Source organism: Agrobacterium sp. 20P9.1.2, assembly GCF_057799395.1.
The window spans coordinates 301,773-320,657 of the sequence record NZ_JBYOKI010000002.1; the positions used below are offsets into that span (position 1 = coordinate 301,773).

Below are 18,885 nucleotides of genomic sequence, written 5' to 3' on the forward strand. Positions count from 1 at the left end.
GAACAATGTCTCGACGCATGAATGCCGAATTGCTTGCCGGAGTTTTGTTCATGGTGATTGGCGCCGCCTTTTTGATCGGCAGTTTTCAATTGCCATTCGGCACGCTGCGCCGCATCGGTCCTGCGGGCTTTCCGACCATGGTGGCATCAGGCCTGATCGTCATGGGCATCATTGTCCTCGTGCAGTCCTTCAAATCAACGGCCTCACGCGAAGCCCTGCATTTCGATCTCCAGAAACTCGGCGTCATCGTGCTGTCCATCATCGTCTTCGGCATCACCGTGCGCGGTGCGGGGCTGCTGGTTTCCGTTGCCATTTGCAGTCTGACTGCTGCATTGGCTTCACGCCCCTTCCGCCCGCTGCCGATGGCGATCTATGGCTTGTTCCTCGGGATCGTCTGCGGGCTGGGTTTCGTAACGGGCCTTGGCATGCCCGTCGCCATCATCGGTCCCTGGTTCGGCATCTGAGGAGAGATCAATGGAAACCGTTCACGCGCTGCTTCTCGGTCTCGATCAGGCAACGATGCCCAACAATCTGTTCTGGTGCTTCATCGGAACGTTGCTCGGCACACTTGTCGGTGTTCTTCCGGGGCTGGGACCGGCTGCAACCATGTCTATTCTTCTGCCCTTCACCATCGGACTTGAGCCGGTGACATCGTTGATCATGCTTGCCGGGATTTATTACGGGGCGCAATATGGCGGCTCCACGACGGCGATTCTGCTCAACCTGCCTGGAGAAGCCTCATCCGTGGTGACAGCCATCGATGGATACAAGATGGCGCGCAAGGGCCGGGCGGGCGTGGCTCTCGCCACTGCTGCCCTCGGCTCATTCTTTGCGGGAACCGTGGCGACACTTCTGCTTGCGCTTTTTGCACCCTCTCTTGCCGAATTCGGGCTGTTATTCGGCCCTGCCGAATATTTCTCCCTGATGATCCTCGGCCTTATTGCATCCATCGTTCTGGCGCGGGGATCGTTACCCAAGGCGCTCGGCATGGTCTTCATCGGCATATTGATCGGATTGGTCGGGCAGGACGTTCAAACAGCAGCACCTCGCTTTATGCTTGGCTATGAAGAGCTTTCGAGCGGCGTCAATTTCGTCATCGTTGCCATGGGGCTGTTCGGCATCGGCGAACTGGTGCGCGATCTGGAAAATACCGGCAGTCGCACGGCCATCAAGGCACCCTTCTTCTCCATGTTGCCGAGCCGCGAGGATTTTCGCCGCATGGCTCCGTCTATCCTGCGCGGCACCGGCATCGGCTCCGTGCTTGGTCTTCTACCCGGCAGCGGAGCCCTGCTTGCCGCCTTTGCCGCCTACGCCGTCGAAAAGCGCGTGGCAAAGCCCCCGGAAGGCTTTGGCGAAGGTGCCATCGAGGGCGTGGCTGCGCCGGAAAGCGCCAACAATGCCGGAGCGCAGACATCCTTCGTGCCCCTGCTGACGCTCGGGCTTCCGGCCAATGCCGTCATGGCGCTGATGTTCGGTGCCCTGATCATGCAGGGCATAGCCCCCGGCCCGACATTGATCAGCGATCACCCGCAAATCTTTTGGGGTGTCATCGTTTCCATGTGGGTTGGCAATCTGATGCTATTGGTCTTGAACCTGCCGCTGATCGGCATCTGGACCAAGCTGCTGACGGTGCCGTTCCAGTATCTTTATCCCGCCATCATCGTGTTCTGCACCATCGGCGTCTTTTCCCTCGGTAACTCGGTGTTCGATCTGTGGCTGCTGGCGATATTCGGTGTGCTTGGCTACGTCTTCGCCAAGCTCGATTGCGATGCAGCACCTTTGGTCATGGGCCTTATACTCGGCCCTCTGATGGAAGAGAATTTTCGCCGCGCCCTGTTCCTGTCCAAAGGCAGCGTGTCGGTATTCGTTGATAGGCCCATTTCGGCGGTTCTTCTGGTTGCCGCTGCCGTCATTCTGGTTCTGATGATCCTGCCGAAATTCGGCTCCGTTCGGCAGGAGGCGTTTCAGGAATGACAAAGCATGTTGTCATTATCGGTGCCGGGATTGTCGGTGCAGCAACCGCCATCGAACTGCTAAGGGATGGTCATGCGGTGACCATTGTGGAGCCAGGCCAGCCAGGTGGACGACAGGCCGCGAGTTACGGCAACAGCGGCTGGCTAAGCCCGGCATCGATTATCCCCATTTCCATGCCGGGCCTTTGGAAGAGACTGCCGGGTATGATGGCTGATCCTGCCGGGCCGCTAGCCATTCGCTGGCGCCATATTCTTCGGCTTGCGCCATGGCTCCTGCGCTTTGTTGCGGCGGGCGCGACCGTTGCCAAGGTGGAGCGAACGGCAGGCATTCTCTCCACGCTGCTTCACGACGCACCGGAAAGGCACGAAAAGTTGGCGCAAGAGATCGGCCGCTCCGATCTCATTCTGCGCAAGGGACTGATCTACGCCTATCCCGACCGCGCGGCCTTCGACGCAGAGGCGCTGGCATGGTCATTACGGCGCAAAAACGGTGTCGCTTTCCGCGAGCTATCCCCGACTGAACTGCACGCCCTCGAACCCAATCTTGATCCACGCTATGGCTTCGGGGTGATTGTCGAGAAGGGCGGCCATTGTGTCGATCCGGGCGGCTATGTCACCGCCATTGTTGCGCATGCCGTTGGGCTGGGTGCGAAACTCGTCACGGCGAAGGTGACAGGCTTTGAGCTGACGGGGCAGAAACTGACTGCCGTCCAGACAGAAACAGACACGATTGCATGTGACCGGGCAGTCATCGCTGCGGGTATTCATTCCAAGGGTCTGGCAGCGCTGGCGGGTGACACCGTACCGCTTGAAAGCGAGCGTGGTTATCATGTCGTCATACCCCATGACATCGCCACGGGTACGATGCCGATTATGCCTGGGGACGGGAAGATGGGGAACAATCCGACGCTGGCAGGCTTGCGGATCGCGGGTCAGGTTGAACTTGCCAACAGCAGCGCGGCGCCTGACTGGGCGCGCGCGGATATCCTGCTACGGCACGCCAAACGCACCTATTCCGACCTCTCGGCTCCCTTCGATGAAAGCCGCATCGATCGCTGGATGGGGCATCGCCCATCCACACCCGATGGGCTGCCGGTCATCGGCCGTTCCAGCCAAACCCCAGACATCGTCTACGCCTTCGGTCATGGCCATGTCGGTCTGGCAACAGGACCTGTCACCGGATGCCTGGTTGCCGACGTTATCGCAGACCGGCCATCGCCGATAGATCTGGCCGCGTTTTCAGCAGGCAGGTTTTAAAACAAGAGTCCTGTTCGTCTCAAAAACAACAATCATGACGAATCCCGCAACATCCGGGACATAGGCAGTGCAAATCCAGTTTTGCCATGAAACGCTTGATCGAACTCTACCTCTTGAACTGATGAGGCAGGCGTCGATGCTTGACTGACAACCCTCATCCACCTGCGCCCTGATATCGGCGCTGGCAGGCCTTCCATACCACGGAAGCCACCAACACGGCTGCTGGACCTGCCAAAATGGAAGCCAGCGGTGCAGCCTCACCAATAAGCGGTACGGGCTTGCCCAGCAATGATGCGACTGGCACGTAGGCCATGTAGCCGAGAGGCACCACCGATAAGAGGAGGAACTGGAGGGGAAGCGCAAAAATGGTCAGCGGATAACGCGACAGTTCCCAGAAATCGAAATAAATGCCGAACAGATAGCGTGAGCGACTGAGCACCAGCGCCATGGCGCCGACAATTGTCAGCATCGCGCCAGTCAGCAATGCTGCGCTGATGAGGCTTGCGGCAAGCTGCAGTGCTGTCAGCACCGACCAGTCTATGGTCAGTTGCGGCAGCGCCCACACCATCAGTCCGATCCCAAGCGCAATATGGCCTCCATATTCGATATTGATTCCGGAAAAAGCCAGAAATGCCCAAGGGCTGACCGGCCGCACCAGCAGGGTATCGTAAGTGCCCAGCCGCACCAGCTCTTCCATATTGCGCAGCTGTACCAGAGTGAAAACGGCGCCAAGCGCGTAACCGAGAACATGGAAGCCGAGCATAAAAGCAATTTCTGGCCAGACCCATCCTCCCAGCCTTTCAAACCGGCTGGCGATGATCCAAATGGTCGTATAAACGCTGGCATAACCGAAGGCCTGTGCGACCCAGCCGATGACGAGGTTTCCACGATACTGCAGCCGGGTGCGCAATTGCATGCGCATGATATGCATATAGAGCGAAAGCGTATGTCGCATTTCAGCCTCCCTGCACGACCATGCGGCGGCAGGCAGCCCGCCACATAAGGCCCACGATGCAAATCAAAAGCACGGCCCAGATCGCGCCGTAGAAAAGATGCAGCACACTTGCTGCCAAATCCAGCTCACCGAGATAGATCGCCAGCGGATAAAATGTGATCCAGGCGAAGGGCAGATGGAGGACTGAGCTGGCCAAGGCATCTGGGTAAAACCACAGTGGCACGAGGCCGCCGGAAAACAGCGCGAGTGTGCCACGCAGCAACCATTCCAGCGACAACATATCCATAACCCAAAAGCCGATCATGGAAACGGCAATGGAGATCGTGAACAGCAGCAGCAGTGACAGCCCGATAGCGATGACGAACAGCGCGGCATGCCCTAAGCTCGCTGGTGGCTGCACGCCGTAGATTGCGCTCATGAGAATGAAAACAGGGATACCAACCATAAGCATTTCATGACCACGCACGCCCAGCTGACGCGCGAACAGCGAGACAGGGTAGCTGTAAGGCCGCATAAGCTGGCTGATAACATCACCGCTGCGGATATCCGCGCCGATCTCGCGCAAAATCTGGTTGGCGTCCCAGGTCGAAAACATGGTTGCACCGAGGATCGAATAGGTGATCATCTGCTGAAGGCTGATATCGGTCGAGGCCGCACCATGGGAAAGCACTGCCTGCCATATCGAGACGCGGGCGACCACGTTCAGCACGCCCCCGAACAGCTTGAACCAGAACTGCGCGCGAAAACTTGCCTGAATGCGAAAGCCAGCTGAAGCAAAAGCGAGAAACATGGTGCTACCCCGCACGCTTTGACATCAGCACGGACTTGGCAGCGTCCGGTTTTGTCGATGCCTCCCTGGACTGATAATAGGTGCGGATGACCTCTTCAATATCCGGTTCGTGCAGGTGCACGTCTACCAGCTTGGCGTCGGCCACAAGTGTGGTGACGATATCGACCAGCGAGCGATTTTCATCCGTCAGCCAGAATGTGCGAACAATCCCCTCGCCACCTGCCGGCTCGGCATCGGCAAGCTTGACCGTTCCGGGGTCGGTAGCGAATTCCAGCGTAAGTTTACGTCTTGCACCGAAGGACGCGTTGAGGCCTGCCAGTGGTCCGTCGAACAACAGCTTTCCATCATCGACCATGATCAGTCGAGGACATATTTCCTCGATATCACGCAGATCGTGAGTGGTCAGGATGATCGTCGTGCCACGCTCCCGGTTGATACGGGCCAGCAGTTTGCGCACCACATCCTTCGCCACGACATCGAGGCCGATTGTCGGCTCGTCGAGAAACAGGATTTTGGGCTGGTGCAACAGCGTCATCGCAATCTCGCCGCGCATGCGCTGACCGAGGCTCAGTTGCCGCACCGGCCTATCGAAAAAGGGGCCGATCTGCAGCATATCGACAAGGTCAGCCTGAGCTTTCTCAAATTGCGCCTGTTCGATCCGGTATATGCGCCGATGCAGCTCGAAACTTTCAAAAAGTGGCAGCTCCCACCACAACTGGCTGCGCTGGCCGAACACCACGCCGATGTCGCGCGCATTGGCGATGCGATCCGCATGGGGCACACGACCAAGCACCTCGACAGAGCCGGATGTCGGCACCAGAACACCCGTCAGCATCTTGATCATGGTGGACTTGCCCGCGCCGTTGGGACCGAGATATCCCACGGCCTCTCCAGCTTCGATGGCAAAGGATATGCCATCCACCGCCTTGACCTGCTTCGTCACGGGCGCCAGAAAGTTGAGCAGCGCCCCGTAAAGGCCCGGCTGCGGCACCCTTTGAGCAAACCATTTTTTAGCATTATCTGCATGAATGATGGGAGGCATGGCAGCGAATCCGGCGGGAGGAAATCAGCAGGTACACGCCCAGTATGACTGTTATACGACGACCGGCAATGCTGAATCCAACGCGACCTCACCGCGTCACGGAACCGCTGTAAAGCTATACGGCTCCGCACTTCTAACCCTGACGTCGAGGCCAAACACTCAGCCCGCAGAGCCCGTCGCCTGTGGTTGTGTCAACGGACGTGGCTTCGGAACCGGCACGTCAATTGCCGTGTCGCTCGCCCATGTGATGATTGCACGGACCTTGCCTTCGATCTGGTCGTTCAGATAGGTCTCGTGGCCTGGCAGTCCCATGGGGTAAAGCGCTTCACGCTCGGCTTCGTAAGCCACGCTTTTGTCGGTGCAGAGCCGGATGCGCATGTCCTGCGGCGCGACATCCGTGCGGTTCTGTAACGCCTCTAAAGGGCCGGAAGGGTTCAAGCGACCGTCGAAGGCCTCAGTCAGATATTGCGCGGATCGTTCATTGCGTTCGCGCTCCGTCGTCGCGCCCAGCATCACCACCATCACACGCTTTCCATTTCGTGTCGCAAGGCCGACATAGTTGCGGCCAGATGCGCAGAGGAAGCCTGTTTTCATGCCAACCGTGCCGCTGAAGCGGGTCAAGAGGGCGTTGTTGGATTTGATCTCTTTGCCGTCAATCGTGACGGCAGAATCCTGAAAGAAGCGGCTATATTCCGGAAACGCCCGGTCGATTTCCATGCCAAGCAGCGCAAGATCGCGCGCGGTGGAATAGTTGCTGCGGCTGAACAGGCCATTGGGGCTGGCAAAATGCGTTCCTGTCATGCCAAGGCGCGTCGCTTCGGCATTCATTCTTTGAACGAAGGCAGCTTCGTCCGATGCCACGGCTTCTGCGAGAGCGACTGCGACGTCGTTTGCCGAGGCGGTCAACGCTGCAAAGAGCGCGTCCTCAAGTGTCATCGTCCGGCCGAAGGTGAGGCCCGATTCCAGAAAGGCCTGCTTCGTGGCATTGCGTGTCATCATCACGGGCGTCGTCAGCGTGACGTCACCGACTCGCAGCGCTTCGAAAACAACGAGCGCCGTCATAAGCTTCGTTGTCGATGCCGGATACCAGGGCACTCCCGCATCCTCCTGATAGAGGACTTGGTGACTTGCAGTGTCCACGACCAGAACAGGCGTTGCATTGGCAATGCCGCTTGCAAAAACGGATGCTCCAAACGCCAGTCCTGCCCAAAAGTGTCCGGCCACGATGGTTCTTATCATTGTTCAGTCTCCACGGCTTGTGCCCTCATGGCATGAGAGGCCTTTCGGGCACAAGCCTCTGCTAAGGCGTGACTTTGGCAAGTCAAGGACAAAGCAGCGGCTTGGTGTATGGATTTGAGACGTTCACGAAGAGTTTTTCGACGATATGGCAATCACCGTCGTTCTGCGCGTGATGCGACACTGCTATCTCTAGACGCACAACCCCTGATCTTCCAAGCATTTCAGCGTTACGGAATCTTCTCAAAACTGTCGCAACACCGTCATGTAGCGGCTTCATACGCGCCTTCGAAAAGGAGCGCAGAATGCAGCCTCAATCGCTAAATATTTCGGGAATAGGAAAAGGCTTTGGAGCAGATGATGTGCTCAAAGGCATCGACCTTTCCATTCGTCCCGGCGAATTTCTTTCGCTTGTGGGCATGTCTGGATGTGGCAAGTCCACATTGCTGCGGATCATCGCGGGTCTGGAAGCGGCAGATCGCGGCAGCGTTTCCATCGGCAGCCGCGATGTGACGGATGTCGATCCGGCGGATCGCAACCTTGCCATGGTGTTCCAGTCCTACGCGCTTTATCCGCACATGACCGTGCGCGACAATATTGCGACGCCGCTACGCATGCGCCGCCTGTCGTTCTGGGCAAGATTTCCGCTGATCGGACGCATGGTCTCCAATGCCGAGATAGTGCGCGAGATCGACGCCGCAGTCATGGATGCGGCAGATGTTCTCCAGATCAGCCATTTACTGGATCGCAGACCCGCCCAGCTTTCCGGCGGACAACGCCAGCGCGTGGCGCTTGCCCGGGCGCTTGTGCGTTCGCCTGCTGCCTTTCTCATGGACGAGCCGTTATCGAACCTCGATGCCAAGCTGCGCGCCCATATGCGCGGGGAACTCACCAATCTGCACAGCCGCCTTGGCGCGACATTCATTTATGTCACCCATGACCAGATCGAAGCGATGACGATGTCCGACCGCATCGCGCTGATGTCGGAAGGCCATATTGAGCAACTGGGCACGCCGGATGAGCTTTACCAGCAGCCCGCGACGCTGACTGTAGCGCGGTTCATCGGCACGCCGTCGATCAATCTGCTGCCTGTCGAAACGGATGCATCCGGCGAGATCGTCCTGTTCGGGCGCAAACTCGGTCTTCGCACCTCAAACATTGCCTCTGGCCCGGCAACGCTTGGCCTTCGTGCCGAAGACATTTTTCCTGCCGCTGATGGCATTGAAGCGCGTGTTCTGCGCACCGAAACGCAAGGCGCTGACCGTTTCGTGACCTGCCAGTTGAGCGATGATGACTCCATCCATATCGTCATGCGCCAAAGGGCGGGCGATCAACTGGGCGCTGGGAGCGAAGGCAAAATTCGGCTTGGCTTTGCCAAGGGCAATGCGCATCTCTTCGGCTCCGACGAGAAGCGCTGCGAAATCACGGTTCACGAACAGGTGCCGGCGTGAGCATGGTCACCCCAATTACCGAGACCATTTCCAAGACGAGATCTCAAAGATCATCGACGGCGCGGCGCATGGCATGGCGCGGCATTCTGTTCGTCTTGCCCGCAGTTTTGCTCCTGCTGGCGATCTATATCATCCCGATGATCGTCCTCGCCGTCTTCTCGGTCACCGACTATCAACTCGGCGCGCTATCGACAAAATTCGTTGGCTTCCATAATTTTCAGAAGGCATTCAGCGACCCCGTCTTTTTGCGCGCTTTGGCGAATACCGTGCTTTACGCGGTCATCGTGATTCCCGCAGGCGTGTTCCTAGCGCTCGGCATCGCGCTTCTGGTCTATAACCGCAAGCGTAGCCGTGCTTTCTGGGAAATCGCCTACTTCCTGCCCGTCACGGCGACGCTGGTGGCTATGGCAACGGTGTTTCAGTTCCTGCTCCACCCATCGCTTGGTCCCGTCAACGCAGCGATCAAATGGATGGGTTTCGAGCCCGTGGGCTTTCTATCCAACCCGTCGCTGCTCATTCCGACCATGGCCATTATCGGCATCTGGCAGGTGCTCGGCTTCAACATGGTTCTGGTTCTGGCTGGCCTGACGGCCATTCCGAAGGACTTGCATGAGGCGATCCGGCTAGATGGCGCAAAGAATCCGATCGACCGCTTCTTCAAAGTCACATGGCCGATGCTGGGACCGACCACGATGTTCGTCGTCGTCACCACCTCGATCTCCGCCTTCAAGGTTTTTGAGACGGTGGCGGTTCTGACCAAGGGCCGGTCCGGATCGGAAGTGCTGCTGTTTGCGCTGTATCTCGAGGGTTTTGAGTATTCCAACACCGGTTACGCAGCCGCCCTGACGCTGATTTTCCTCGTCATCGTTCTGGTTCTGTCAATCGGTCAGACGCTGCACATGGACCGGAAGGTGCATTACTGATGGTCGCGCTTCGCAAATACCTGCCGCATGTCATCCTCACCGCAGGCGCATTCGTGATGCTCCTGCCGTTCTACTGGATGTTTCTGACCTCGATCCGCTCGCCAGCGGAAATCTTCAGCGTATCGCTCTGGCCGATCCCGCAGAATTTTGACGCAGTGGACAATTACACGCGCGCTGCCAGCCAAGTGCCGATGCTGCGTTTCATGATGAACGGCGTCATTGTCTGTTTCGGCATTCTGATCGTGCAGATTCTGACCGCGGTTCCGGCGGCTTATGCCCTGGCGAAACTGCGTTTTCCCGGCCGCAAGCTGCTGCTGACACTGGTGATTGCCGCACTCTGCGTACCCATTCAGGCGCTGGCACTGCCGCTATTCGTTGGGCTGGCAAAGGCGCAACTGCTGAACACCTATTTCGCGATGATGATGCCGTTCCTGCTTTCCGTCTTTGCCATCTTTCTCTTCAATCAGTCTTTCCGCAGTTACCCCGATGAAATCATCGAGGCGGCGCGCATGGACGGGTTTTCGGAGTTGGAAATCTGCTGGCGGCTGGTGCTACGCGGGTCGCTGCCTTCGCTGGCCGCTTTCTCCGTTTTCTCGCTGGTGGCGCATTGGAACGACCTTTACTGGCCGATGATCGTCGTTACCGATACCAATCTGGCCCCGCCCCCACTTGGCATGCTGTTCTTCTCGGATGTCGAATCCGGAGCGAATTACGGTGCGCTGATGGCGGGCGCAACAATCATCACGGCACCCATGGTCATCTGCTTCCTGCTGGCCAGACGACATTTCATCGCGGGCATCACCATGACCGGCGTGAAGTAACTTCCCTCTCCTCCTCCCCAACCGAACTCTCTGGAGACCGACATGAAAATCAACCGACGGACCGCTCTTGGCGGCCTGGCCTTCAGCCTCGCTCTCGCTGGCGTTTCTACGCCAAGCTTTGCTGCCGATGTAACGCTCAACGTGCTTTACAACCTGCCGGGCTTCACCAAATTCCATCAGCCGCTGGCCGATGAATTCATGAAGAAAAATCCGGATATCAAGATCAACTTTCTGGCTCCGGCACCGGGCTACAATGAAGGCCAGCAGCAGGTGCTCCGCGCTGCCGTCACCGGCAATCTGCCGGACGTCTACTTCTCCGGTTACAATCTGACGGCGGAACTGGTGCACACGCTTGCGCCTCGCAACCAGATCACGGATCTGGCTCCCTTCATCGAAGCCGAAGGCGGTCAGACGTTTCTCGACAAGAACTATACGCCGAACATGGCGGCTCTCGGCAAGATCGATGGCAAGCAGTACGGTCTCCCGGTCAACGCTTCCTCGCCGATCATCTACATCAACGCCGAACTGGTGCGCAAAGCCGGTGGCGACCCAGACAACATGCCGAAGACATTCGATGGCCTGATTGCGCTCGCCAACAAAATCCACCAGCAAGACAGCAAGATCGCTGGCATGGGCTATGACATCAACCTGTGGCCGGATGACTGGTTGTGGCAGGCGCTGATCTTCCAGCAGGGCGGCAAGCTGGTAGACGAAGCCACCAAGACCGTAGCCTTCAACAATGAAATCGGCCTCAATGCCCTGAAGCTGACCCGCCGTTTCGTCACCGAAGGTGGCCAGAACCTGCTCGATTGGGACCAGTCCCGTCAGCAGTTCGGCGCAGGTCTCACAGGCTTCATCTTCTCCACGCCTGCCCATGTGCAGACCGTGGAAGGACTGGTCGGCAACCGCTTCGAGCTGAAGACATCGACCTTCCCGCTCGACAACCCGGAAAAGGGTGGCGTACCCACGGGCGGCAACTCGGCTGTCATGCTGACGCAGGACAAGGCCAAGCAGGATGCAGCCTGGAAGTATCTCAAGTGGATCACCGGTCCGGAAGCGCAGAACGTCATCGTTCGCATCACCGGCTACCTGCCAACCAACAAGCTGGCCACTGGTCCAGACTTTCTGGCGCCATACTACGCCGAGCATCCGAATGTGAAGACTGCTTCCTTGCAGGCTGAGCGCTCGCTGCCATGGGCCGGTTATCCGGGTGGTGATTCCGTCCGTATCTGGCGCACCCAGCGCGATATCATCGGCACCGTTATGCGCGGCGAAGTGACGCCAGAAGACGGTCTGAAGCAGATTGTAGAGCAGACCAACGGCCTGATGAAGTAACCCTTAGATATATCACCCACGGCCGCGGAGTTTCCCTTCGCGGCCAGTTTCAATGCCGGAAATCTCCATCATGAAAATCATCCAGATCACCGATACGCACCTCATGCTCTCCGGTCAGTCCGTCAACGGCGTCGACCCAGAAAAGCATCTGCGCGCGACCATGGCCGATATACTGGCCAAACATGCGGATACTGATCTGCTTGTTATGACCGGCGACCTTTGCAATTACGGTGATCCGGAAGCCTACGACATCCTGCGCGATATTCTGTCCCATGCACCATTCGATGTACGCCTGATGCTCGGCAACCATGATGACCGGGGCAACTTCATCGCAGCCTTTCCCGACCATCCCCTCGATAGCAAAGGCTATATCCAGTCTTATCTCGATACCGATTTCGGACGGCTGATCTTCCTCGATAGCCACGAGGCTGGCGTTATCGGCGGTATTTTTGATGACGACCGGCTGGCCTTCCTCGCAGATGCGCTGGCGAGTGCTGGCGACAAGCCCGTCACGGTCTTCATCCACCATCCGCCAATGGATTGCGGCATCGCCCATTTCGACAAGATCGGCATGCATGATGATGGTGCCGTGATGCGCCTGCTCGCTGCGCATAAGGGCGGCGTCCGGCACATCGTCTTCGGCCACATCCATGTGCCACTGGCAGGCACCAGCGCGGAAGGCATCGCCTTCAGCTCTGGCCAGGCCTGCGCGCATCGCTTCATTACCGATCTGACGAGCCCGATACCTTTCTGGACCAGCGGCAATCCGTGCTACCGCATCATCACGCTCGATGCGCAGGGCTTTCGCGCTTATGGCGTCGAGGTGGGTGAGGTTGTGACGGGACAGGCACCGGTCTGCGACGGGCCGTAATCTTGGGTGCAAGGACGAGGCCGGATCGGCGTCTTTGCCAATTTGATCAACCGAACGCTTGGCTGGCAAGCGCCCATGTTTTGGGTCGCAATGCCTGATCCTCGTCCTGACCCGGCATCCAGCGCCCGCCGAGCGACATAGTGGTGACGGTGTCGAACACGGCGAGGCCCGATTGTGCGAGGTAATGTGCGAAGGCGCCGCTTTCTTCGCGCGTGTCGAGGCGCAGGAAGTTACCCGCATGCTCCACGACATGTGGATGCGTGACTGCGATTGCATCCTCTTCGTTCAATGCGACGACGGGGCCAATCAGCGCGCCGCGCCCAAAACGCCGACACAGCGAGAATGCTTCGATGCGCTGGTCACGCACCAGCACCAGACCTTTGGATACGGGCAGTAAGGCGTTGAACAGCGTTGCACGACTGGCACCAAAGGCCTTGTCATCCAATGCAAGAATGGCTTCCACATCGCCGGATGCCAGCGCCCGCAGCTCCGCACCACCGGAAACAACTGGCGTTGCAATGGGTGTTGCCTCGCCCTGACACTGAAACACCGTCTTTTCAATCGTAAAGCCCATGGATTGGTAGAGCCGCTTTGCCGCGCGCGTGGCGTTGAGGCCGAACCGTCGCTTTCCCGCCTGCTGCATCACATGCAGCATCATCCAGCTTCCCGCGCCCCGTGCCTGAAGCCGGGGCGGGATGATGACCATGCCGATGGTGGAAAAGGCCGAGCCGAAATCGAACCACATGGCAGATCCCGCCAGCCGTCCTATGGCGTCCACGGCCACCACACCCCTGCCGTTTTCCAACAGCATCTGCCAGTCCTTGGGCCGGTGCGGCCAGCCGACGCCGATGGACAAAGCATGCAGCTTTTCGATATCCACATCGGCAATGTCCTGAAGCGTCAGCTCAAAGGTCTCCAGCTGTATGGTGTCATGATTGGCCACAGCGCCCCCCTCGCAGGTTTCTCGCCATGGCGAACCTGCCTCTTCCGTCTGTCCGGATTCTGAAACCCGTTTTCAAGCTTTAAGCGATCCCCAGCAAATATTTCACTCGAATCTGGCGCAGTTTCAGCAGTTTACGCTGAAACGAGCGTCCTTTTGGCGGAAATTGGAGCGAGCAGGCCTTATTTTGGCGAAAACGATGAGAGGCGATGATGACGGCACAAGACATCCTGGAACGCTTGGTTTCTTTCGCCTCCGTGGTAGGCACGCCCAATGCCGATATCGTTGCCTGGATTGCCGATTACGCGCAAAGCCATGGCGCGCATGTCACGACGGCGATCGGCCCGGAAGGAGATCGCGCCAATCTCTTTGCAACCATCGGCCCACGCAATGTGCCCGGCGTTATTCTGTCCGGCCATATGGACGTCGTTCCGGCAGGCGAAGCGGACTGGTCGAGCGACCCGTTTTCTCTGCGTGCCGATGGCGACAGACTCTACGGACGCGGCACCAGCGACATGAAGGGCTTTCTGGCCTGCGCACTTGCCGCCCTGCCAGAATTTGCGACAATGCCCTTGAAGCGGCCCATCCATCTTGCCTTTTCCTATGATGAGGAAGCCGGTTGCAAAGGTGTGCCGCATCTCATCAAACTCATCCCCACGCTGTGTGCGCTTCCGGATATGTGCATCATCGGCGAGCCAAGCGGCTTGCGAGCCATCCGCGCACACAAGGGCAAAGCGGCGGCACGGATTACCGTCCGGGGTCGCTCGGGCCATTCCTCACGACCCGATCTTGGCCTGAACGCCATTCATGCCATGAGCGAGATACTGACAAGCGCCGTGAACGCCGCCAACGCGTTTACGCATGGTCCTTTCGACAGCAATTTCGAACCGCCCTACTCCTCGCTTCAGGTCGGCACGATCAAAGGCGGGCAGGCCGTCAACATCATTCCCGACCTCTGCATCGCCGATATAGAAGCAAGGGCAATTTCCGGTGTCTCGCCCGCCAGCCTGCTCGAACCACTGCGCAACGCGACAGCAGCGTTGCAAGCGGATGGTTTCGACGTCAGCTTCGATACCTTGAGTGAATACCCGGCCCTTTCACTCGCAGCAAGTGCACCTCTAACCGCTCTCATGCGAAACCTGACCGGCATCGAGCCACTGGCTGCCGTCAGTTATGGCACCGAAGCGGGGCTTTATCAGGCAGCCGGCATCGACAGCATTATCTGCGGTCCCGGTGATATCGCACGCGCGCACAAGGCAAACGAGTTCATTACCCGCGACGAACTCGCCGCCTGCCACAACATGCTGCGTGAGCTTGGAACGAGATTGAGCGCCTGATGCGGCCAAATCGGTCAGATGTGCTGCGATCCATCGTTGCTTCAGTGCATCCTGCCGTTTGAAATACGCCAACTTCGAGCGACTGAAAGACGAGGGCTGGCGCATGACATTTCTGTTCAATTCCGACGCAGCGCGCGCGAAAATCTTCGCCGAGCACTTTGCGCAGGAGCTGCCAGAGGTGCCCTTTGTGTCCGATCCGACCTCCGTCGATCCCGATAGCGTGCGTTATCTCATCACCTGGACGGCACCAGCGGACCTTGCGCGCTACAAAAATCTGGAAATCCTGTTTTCCATCGGGGCCGGTATCGACCAGTTCGATACATCGGTTCTGCCCGCCCATGTCAAACTGGTGCGCATGGTGGAAGACGGCATCAGCAGAATGATGCAGGAATATGTGACGCTCGGCGTTCTGGCACTCCACCGTCGCCTGCCGGACTATCTGGCACAGCAGGCAAAAGCCGAATGGAAAGCGCTGCCGGTAAAGCAGGCGCATCAGCGGAGCGTTGGCGTGCTGGGTCTCGGCCATCTCGGCAAGGCGGTTCTGGAGCGGCTGAAACCGTTTGGCTTTCCGCTCTCTGGCTGGAGCCGCAGCGCACATGCCATCGATGGCGTGACCTGCCACCACGGCGCAGATCAGCTTGATGGCTTTCTGGCGCAGACGGATATCCTCATCTGCCTGCTGCCGCTGACACCTGAGACGCGCGGATTTCTGAACGCCGAACTCTTCGCAAAGCTGCCCGCTGGTGCGGCCCTCATTCATGCCGGGCGTGGGCAGCAGCTCGATCAATTAGCGTTGATAGACGCGCTCAACAGCGGTCGTCTGTCCGGCGCGGTGCTTGATGTGACCGACCCGGAACCGCTGCCTGCGGACCATCCGCTGTGGCAGCACCCCGGCGTCATCATCACACCGCACATCGCGTCCGTCACGCAGCCGGAAACGGCAGCGATGGCCGTTATCGACAATATCCGCCGCCACACAAACGGCCTCGACCCCATCGGCCTCATCGACCGCAGCCGCGGCTACTGAACAGCACAGAAAGGACATTCCATGTCACTCATCACCCGTATCGATACCAACCCGCAGACGACGCCGAAAGAGGCGCTGCCGACTCCGGAGCGTCTGATTTCCGGCAATCCATCCTTCAAAACATGGGCGCTGGATGATTGCCGCGATGGCACCGTTCACACCGGCATTTGGGAAGCCACGCCCGGCGAAACACACTCCATCAAGGGCACGACCTACGAGTTTTGCCACATCATCTCCGGCGTTATCGAGCTGGAAGAAAAAGACGGCGACACCGTTACCTACCGCGCAGGCGACAGCTTCATGATGAAGCCCGGCTTCGTCGGCATCTGGCGCACCATCGAAACGGTTCGCAAAATCTACGTAACCGTGACGGACCCGGCATAAGGGTGACAAAGCGATGACGCTCAGCTTCGATCCAGACACGATTTCACTGCCGCATTACCACTTCATTGGCGGTGAGAAGGTGAATGCCAGCGAGGGCATTGCCATGCACCGCCCTTCGGATGGCGTGGCATTTGGTGATTGCCCGGTCGCCAGTGCCGATCTTGTGGATCAGGCCGTTCAGACTTCCAAAACGGCGCTTGAAGCCAGCAATTGGGGTGGCGTGCGCCCGCGAGACCGCACCCGCGCCATGCAACGCTGGGCGGATTTGATCGAGCAGGACGCGGAATATCTGGCGAAGCTTGAGGCGGTTTCCTCCACCCGTCCCGTCGGGCATCTGGTGGTAGGTGATATCGCCGTCACTGCTGAGCAAATCCGCTTCTTTGCCGAATTCGCGGACAAGGAAGGCAGCGATCTCGTTCCGACCTCCGACACGAGCCTCGGCATGATCATGACCGAACCCTACGGTGTCGTCGGGGCCATCACCCCGTGGAATTTTCCGCTGTCGATGGCAGGCTGGAAGCTCGGCCCGGCCTTGGCGGCAGGCAATGCCGTGGTGCTAAAACCATCCGAAATGACGCCGTTTTCGACATTGCGCATTGCCGAGCTTTCGGTCGAGGCAGGCATTCCCGCCGGGCTTATCAATATCGTTCTGGGCGATGGCATGGTCACCGGCAATGCGATTACCGGCCATGCGGATATTTCCAAGGTCAGCTTCACCGGCTCCACCGCCGCCGGTGCCGCCATCATGCAGAATGTCGCGCGCACCGGCATCAAGCCGATGACGCTGGAGCTTGGCGGCAAGAGCCCGCAAGTGGTCTTTGCAGACGCCGATATCGAGCGCACAGCCAAGGCGGTGGCGCAAAGCATCATTTCCAATGCGGGCCAGGCCTGCGTGGCAGGCTCACGCCTCATCGTCGCCAAGGAGATCGCAGAGGAACTGATTGCTGCGATCACCGCCATCATGCGCCGTGTCGAAACCGGGCCGACCTGGGATGAGAAAACCCAATACAGCCCGATCATTTCGCAAAAGCAGATCGAACGTATCGATGCCATCGTACGCGCTACCATTGGCTCCGGTGCCGAGTGCCTGACGGGCGGGCAGATCATGGATCGCCCCGGCTATTTCTACGCCCCGACTTTGCTTGCCAACGTCACACAGGATTCGCCTGCTGTGACGGAGGAAATTTTCGGGCCGGTTCTAACGCTGCAGACGTTTCAGGATGAAGACGAGGCTCTCGCCTTGGCTGACCATCCGACATACGGTCTGGCAGCAGGCGTCTTCACGCGTGATCTTTCGCGGGCGATACGTGTAACGCGGAGGTTGCAAGCGGGCACAATCTGGGTCAATCGTTATGGACGCTCGCGCGATCACATTTTGCCGACCGGTGGCTACAAAAGCTCCGGCATCGGCAAGGATCTGGGGCGTGAGGCCTATATGGCAAACCGGAAGTCCAAAAGCGTTCTTATCGATCTCTAAAGCGGATATTACATATGAAAAATCATTCCATCGCACTCATTCCCGGTGACGGCATCGGCACTGCTGTTATCGATGCCACCTGGGCCGTGTTGCAGGCAGCAGCCAAAAAGCAGGACACCTTCACGCTGAGCGAGACAACATTCCCTTGGTCTTGCGCCTTCTACAAGGAAACCGGCGCGATGATGCCCGCGGATGGAATTGAAAAGCTGCGTGGTTTCGATGCCATCCTGTTGGGTGCTGTTGGCTGGCCAGCTGAGGTGCCGGATTCTGTTTCTCTGCACGGTCTGCTGCTGCCGATCCGCAAGGCCTTCGTGCAATATGCGAACATCCGCCCCCACCGCCTGCTGCCGGGTGTCGAAGGACCGTTGAAAAAGGATGCCTTCGATATTCTCTGCATCCGTGAAAACACGGAAGGCGAATATTCCGGCGCGGGTGGCCGCGTTCATGTCGGAACGCCGGATGAAGTGGCTGTCGAAACCTCGATCTTCACCCGCACGGGCGTAGAGCGCATCTTGCGCTTCGGCTTCGAGCAGGCACGCTCTCGTCGTAAAAAACTCGCGTCAATCACCAAGTCGAATGCCCAGAAATATTCCATGGTGTTCTGGGATGAAATGACGGCGAAAATCGCTGTCGAATATCCTGACGTGGAGGTGATCAACTATCACATCGACGCCATGGCAGCGCGCATGGTCATGGCACCGGAAACGCTGGATGTCGTCGTCGCTTCCAACTTGTTCGGCGATATTTTGACCGATCTGGGTGCGGCCATTCAGGGCGGGTTGGGCTTTGCGGCCTCGGCCAACATTAACCCGGATCGCTCGTCACCCTCGATGTTTGAGCCCGTTCATGGCTCGGCGCCCGATATCGCGCATCTCGGTATCGCCAATCCCATCGCAGCCATCTGGTCGGGCGCGATGATGCTCGATCATCTCGGCGAAAAAGAAGCTGCCGCCGATATCATCTCGGCCATCGAGGCGACCACGGCCAAGGGTGTTGGAACGGTGCCTGGCAAGGACAAAACCGACGTGATTACCGCAGCCGTGCTGAGCGCATTGTCTTAGAGGAG

Annotated in this window: 18 protein-coding genes; 13 read left to right on the forward strand and 5 right to left on the reverse strand. The window is 58.5% G+C overall.

What is annotated here, in order from left to right; translation table 11 throughout:
- Nucleotides 1-5: 5 nt before the first annotated feature.
- Genes AC27VJ_RS07250 through AC27VJ_RS07260 form a run of 3 tightly spaced genes read left to right on the forward strand, consistent with a single transcriptional unit; the run spans nucleotide 6 to nucleotide 3,230 of the window.
- On the forward strand, nucleotides 6-464 hold the full coding sequence (locus AC27VJ_RS07250) for a tripartite tricarboxylate transporter TctB family protein (protein WP_488683433.1): 459 nt from the start codon (nucleotides 6-8) through the stop codon (nucleotides 462-464).
- 10 nt (nucleotides 465-474) lie between these two features.
- Entirely contained in the window at nucleotides 475-1,974 is a 1,500-nt protein-coding gene (locus AC27VJ_RS07255) for a tripartite tricarboxylate transporter permease (RefSeq protein ID WP_488683434.1), read from the forward strand.
- Nucleotides 1,971-3,230, forward strand: a complete 1,260-nt coding sequence (locus AC27VJ_RS07260; RefSeq protein WP_488683435.1) for an NAD(P)/FAD-dependent oxidoreductase — start codon at nucleotides 1,971-1,973, stop codon at nucleotides 3,228-3,230. The genes AC27VJ_RS07255 and AC27VJ_RS07260 overlap by 4 nt, the downstream gene beginning before the upstream one ends.
- A 154-nt stretch (nucleotides 3,231-3,384) precedes the next feature.
- On the opposite strand, the gene AC27VJ_RS07265 is transcribed toward AC27VJ_RS07260, so the two are convergent.
- From AC27VJ_RS07265 to AC27VJ_RS07280, 4 genes are all read right to left on the reverse strand, one after another.
- Nucleotides 3,385-4,185 (reverse strand): ABC transporter permease, encoded by an 801-nt coding sequence (locus tag AC27VJ_RS07265; protein ID WP_488683436.1) that lies wholly within the window; start codon nucleotides 4,183-4,185, stop codon nucleotides 3,385-3,387.
- Nucleotide 4,186: 1 nt separating this feature from the next.
- Nucleotides 4,187-4,975 carry an ABC transporter permease gene (locus AC27VJ_RS07270; RefSeq protein ID WP_488683437.1) on the reverse strand — a complete coding sequence of 263 codons (789 nt, stop codon included), beginning with the start codon at nucleotides 4,973-4,975 and terminating at the stop codon, nucleotides 4,187-4,189.
- 4 nt (nucleotides 4,976-4,979) lie between these two features.
- A complete protein-coding gene (locus tag AC27VJ_RS07275) occupies nucleotides 4,980-6,017 on the reverse strand; it encodes an ABC transporter ATP-binding protein (protein WP_488683438.1) in 1,038 nt (345 codons plus the stop codon).
- A 159-nt stretch (nucleotides 6,018-6,176) separates the two neighbouring features.
- Nucleotides 6,177-7,256, reverse strand: coding sequence for a D-alanyl-D-alanine carboxypeptidase family protein (locus tag AC27VJ_RS07280; RefSeq protein WP_488683439.1), 1,080 nt, complete (start codon nucleotides 7,254-7,256; stop codon nucleotides 6,177-6,179).
- Nucleotides 7,257-7,558: 302 nt separating this feature from the next.
- Between AC27VJ_RS07280 and AC27VJ_RS07285 the strand changes: the two genes are divergently transcribed.
- From AC27VJ_RS07285 to AC27VJ_RS07305, 5 genes are all read left to right on the forward strand, one after another.
- Nucleotides 7,559-8,704 carry an ABC transporter ATP-binding protein gene (locus AC27VJ_RS07285; protein ID WP_488683440.1) on the forward strand — a complete coding sequence of 382 codons (1,146 nt, stop codon included), beginning with the start codon at nucleotides 7,559-7,561 and terminating at the stop codon, nucleotides 8,702-8,704.
- Nucleotides 8,705-8,706: 2 nt separating this feature from the next.
- Nucleotides 8,707-9,627: a carbohydrate ABC transporter permease gene (locus tag AC27VJ_RS07290; RefSeq protein ID WP_488683796.1), complete on the forward strand. Its 921-nt coding sequence runs from the start codon at nucleotides 8,707-8,709 to the stop codon at nucleotides 9,625-9,627.
- Nucleotides 9,627-10,448, forward strand: a complete 822-nt coding sequence (locus AC27VJ_RS07295) for a carbohydrate ABC transporter permease (protein ID WP_488683441.1) — start codon at nucleotides 9,627-9,629, stop codon at nucleotides 10,446-10,448. Before AC27VJ_RS07290 ends, AC27VJ_RS07295 begins: the two co-directional genes overlap by 1 nt.
- 42 nt (nucleotides 10,449-10,490) lie before the next feature.
- The gene (locus AC27VJ_RS07300) at nucleotides 10,491-11,783 is read left to right on the forward strand and encodes an ABC transporter substrate-binding protein (RefSeq protein WP_488683442.1); all 1,293 of its coding nucleotides are present in this window, start codon (nucleotides 10,491-10,493) and stop codon (nucleotides 11,781-11,783) included.
- A 70-nt stretch (nucleotides 11,784-11,853) separates the two neighbouring features.
- The gene (locus AC27VJ_RS07305; RefSeq protein ID WP_488683443.1) at nucleotides 11,854-12,654 is read left to right on the forward strand and encodes a phosphodiesterase; all 801 of its coding nucleotides are present in this window, start codon (nucleotides 11,854-11,856) and stop codon (nucleotides 12,652-12,654) included.
- A 46-nt stretch (nucleotides 12,655-12,700) separates the two neighbouring features.
- Here the strand turns inward: AC27VJ_RS07305 and AC27VJ_RS07310 are convergent, their stop codons facing one another.
- The gene (locus AC27VJ_RS07310) at nucleotides 12,701-13,597 is read right to left on the reverse strand and encodes a GNAT family N-acetyltransferase (protein WP_488683444.1); all 897 of its coding nucleotides are present in this window, start codon (nucleotides 13,595-13,597) and stop codon (nucleotides 12,701-12,703) included.
- 209 nt (nucleotides 13,598-13,806) lie between these two features.
- Here AC27VJ_RS07310 and argE point away from each other — a divergent pair, with 209 nt between their 5' ends.
- The 5 genes from argE (at nucleotide 13,807) to AC27VJ_RS07335 (ending at nucleotide 18,880) form a co-directional block, all read left to right on the forward strand.
- Nucleotides 13,807-14,931, forward strand: coding sequence for an acetylornithine deacetylase (argE, locus tag AC27VJ_RS07315; protein ID WP_488683445.1), 1,125 nt, complete (start codon nucleotides 13,807-13,809; stop codon nucleotides 14,929-14,931).
- Between the two features lie 103 nt (nucleotides 14,932-15,034).
- Complete coding sequence (locus AC27VJ_RS07320) at nucleotides 15,035-15,958, forward strand: 2-hydroxyacid dehydrogenase (RefSeq protein WP_488683446.1); 924 nt, start codon at nucleotides 15,035-15,037, stop codon at nucleotides 15,956-15,958.
- Between the two features lie 21 nt (nucleotides 15,959-15,979).
- The gene (locus AC27VJ_RS07325) at nucleotides 15,980-16,342 is read left to right on the forward strand and encodes a cupin domain-containing protein (protein ID WP_113086454.1); all 363 of its coding nucleotides are present in this window, start codon (nucleotides 15,980-15,982) and stop codon (nucleotides 16,340-16,342) included.
- Between the two features lie 13 nt (nucleotides 16,343-16,355).
- Nucleotides 16,356-17,819 (forward strand): aldehyde dehydrogenase family protein, encoded by a 1,464-nt coding sequence (locus AC27VJ_RS07330; RefSeq protein WP_488683447.1) that lies wholly within the window; start codon nucleotides 16,356-16,358, stop codon nucleotides 17,817-17,819.
- A gap of 14 nt (nucleotides 17,820-17,833) precedes the next feature.
- Complete coding sequence (locus tag AC27VJ_RS07335; protein ID WP_488683448.1) at nucleotides 17,834-18,880, forward strand: tartrate dehydrogenase; 1,047 nt, start codon at nucleotides 17,834-17,836, stop codon at nucleotides 18,878-18,880.
- Nucleotides 18,881-18,885: the final 5 nt, after the last annotated feature.

Bases quoted from the DNA above. Each gene is read 5' to 3' on its own strand.
- AC27VJ_RS07250 (WP_488683433.1), top strand. From the start codon at position 6: ATGTCTCGACGCATGAATGCCGAATTGCTTGCCGGAGTTTTGTTCATG.
- AC27VJ_RS07255 (WP_488683434.1), top strand. From the start codon at position 475: ATGGAAACCGTTCACGCGCTGCTTCTCGGTCTCGATCAGGCAACGATG.
- AC27VJ_RS07260 (WP_488683435.1), top strand. From the start codon at position 1,971: ATGACAAAGCATGTTGTCATTATCGGTGCCGGGATTGTCGGTGCAGCA.
- AC27VJ_RS07265 (WP_488683436.1), bottom strand. From the start codon at position 4,185: ATGCGACATACGCTTTCGCTCTATATGCATATCATGCGCATGCAATTG.
- AC27VJ_RS07270 (WP_488683437.1), bottom strand. From the start codon at position 4,975: ATGTTTCTCGCTTTTGCTTCAGCTGGCTTTCGCATTCAGGCAAGTTTT.
- AC27VJ_RS07275 (WP_488683438.1), bottom strand. From the start codon at position 6,017: ATGCCTCCCATCATTCATGCAGATAATGCTAAAAAATGGTTTGCTCAA.
- AC27VJ_RS07280 (WP_488683439.1), bottom strand. From the start codon at position 7,256: ATGATAAGAACCATCGTGGCCGGACACTTTTGGGCAGGACTGGCGTTT.
- AC27VJ_RS07285 (WP_488683440.1), top strand. From the start codon at position 7,559: ATGCAGCCTCAATCGCTAAATATTTCGGGAATAGGAAAAGGCTTTGGA.
- AC27VJ_RS07290 (WP_488683796.1), top strand. From the start codon at position 8,707: ATGGTCACCCCAATTACCGAGACCATTTCCAAGACGAGATCTCAAAGA.
- AC27VJ_RS07295 (WP_488683441.1), top strand. From the start codon at position 9,627: ATGGTCGCGCTTCGCAAATACCTGCCGCATGTCATCCTCACCGCAGGC.
- AC27VJ_RS07300 (WP_488683442.1), top strand. From the start codon at position 10,491: ATGAAAATCAACCGACGGACCGCTCTTGGCGGCCTGGCCTTCAGCCTC.
- AC27VJ_RS07305 (WP_488683443.1), top strand. From the start codon at position 11,854: ATGAAAATCATCCAGATCACCGATACGCACCTCATGCTCTCCGGTCAG.
- argE (WP_488683445.1), top strand. From the start codon at position 13,807: ATGACGGCACAAGACATCCTGGAACGCTTGGTTTCTTTCGCCTCCGTG.
- AC27VJ_RS07320 (WP_488683446.1), top strand. From the start codon at position 15,035: ATGACATTTCTGTTCAATTCCGACGCAGCGCGCGCGAAAATCTTCGCC.
- AC27VJ_RS07325 (WP_113086454.1), top strand. From the start codon at position 15,980: ATGTCACTCATCACCCGTATCGATACCAACCCGCAGACGACGCCGAAA.
- AC27VJ_RS07330 (WP_488683447.1), top strand. From the start codon at position 16,356: ATGACGCTCAGCTTCGATCCAGACACGATTTCACTGCCGCATTACCAC.
- AC27VJ_RS07335 (WP_488683448.1), top strand. From the start codon at position 17,834: ATGAAAAATCATTCCATCGCACTCATTCCCGGTGACGGCATCGGCACT.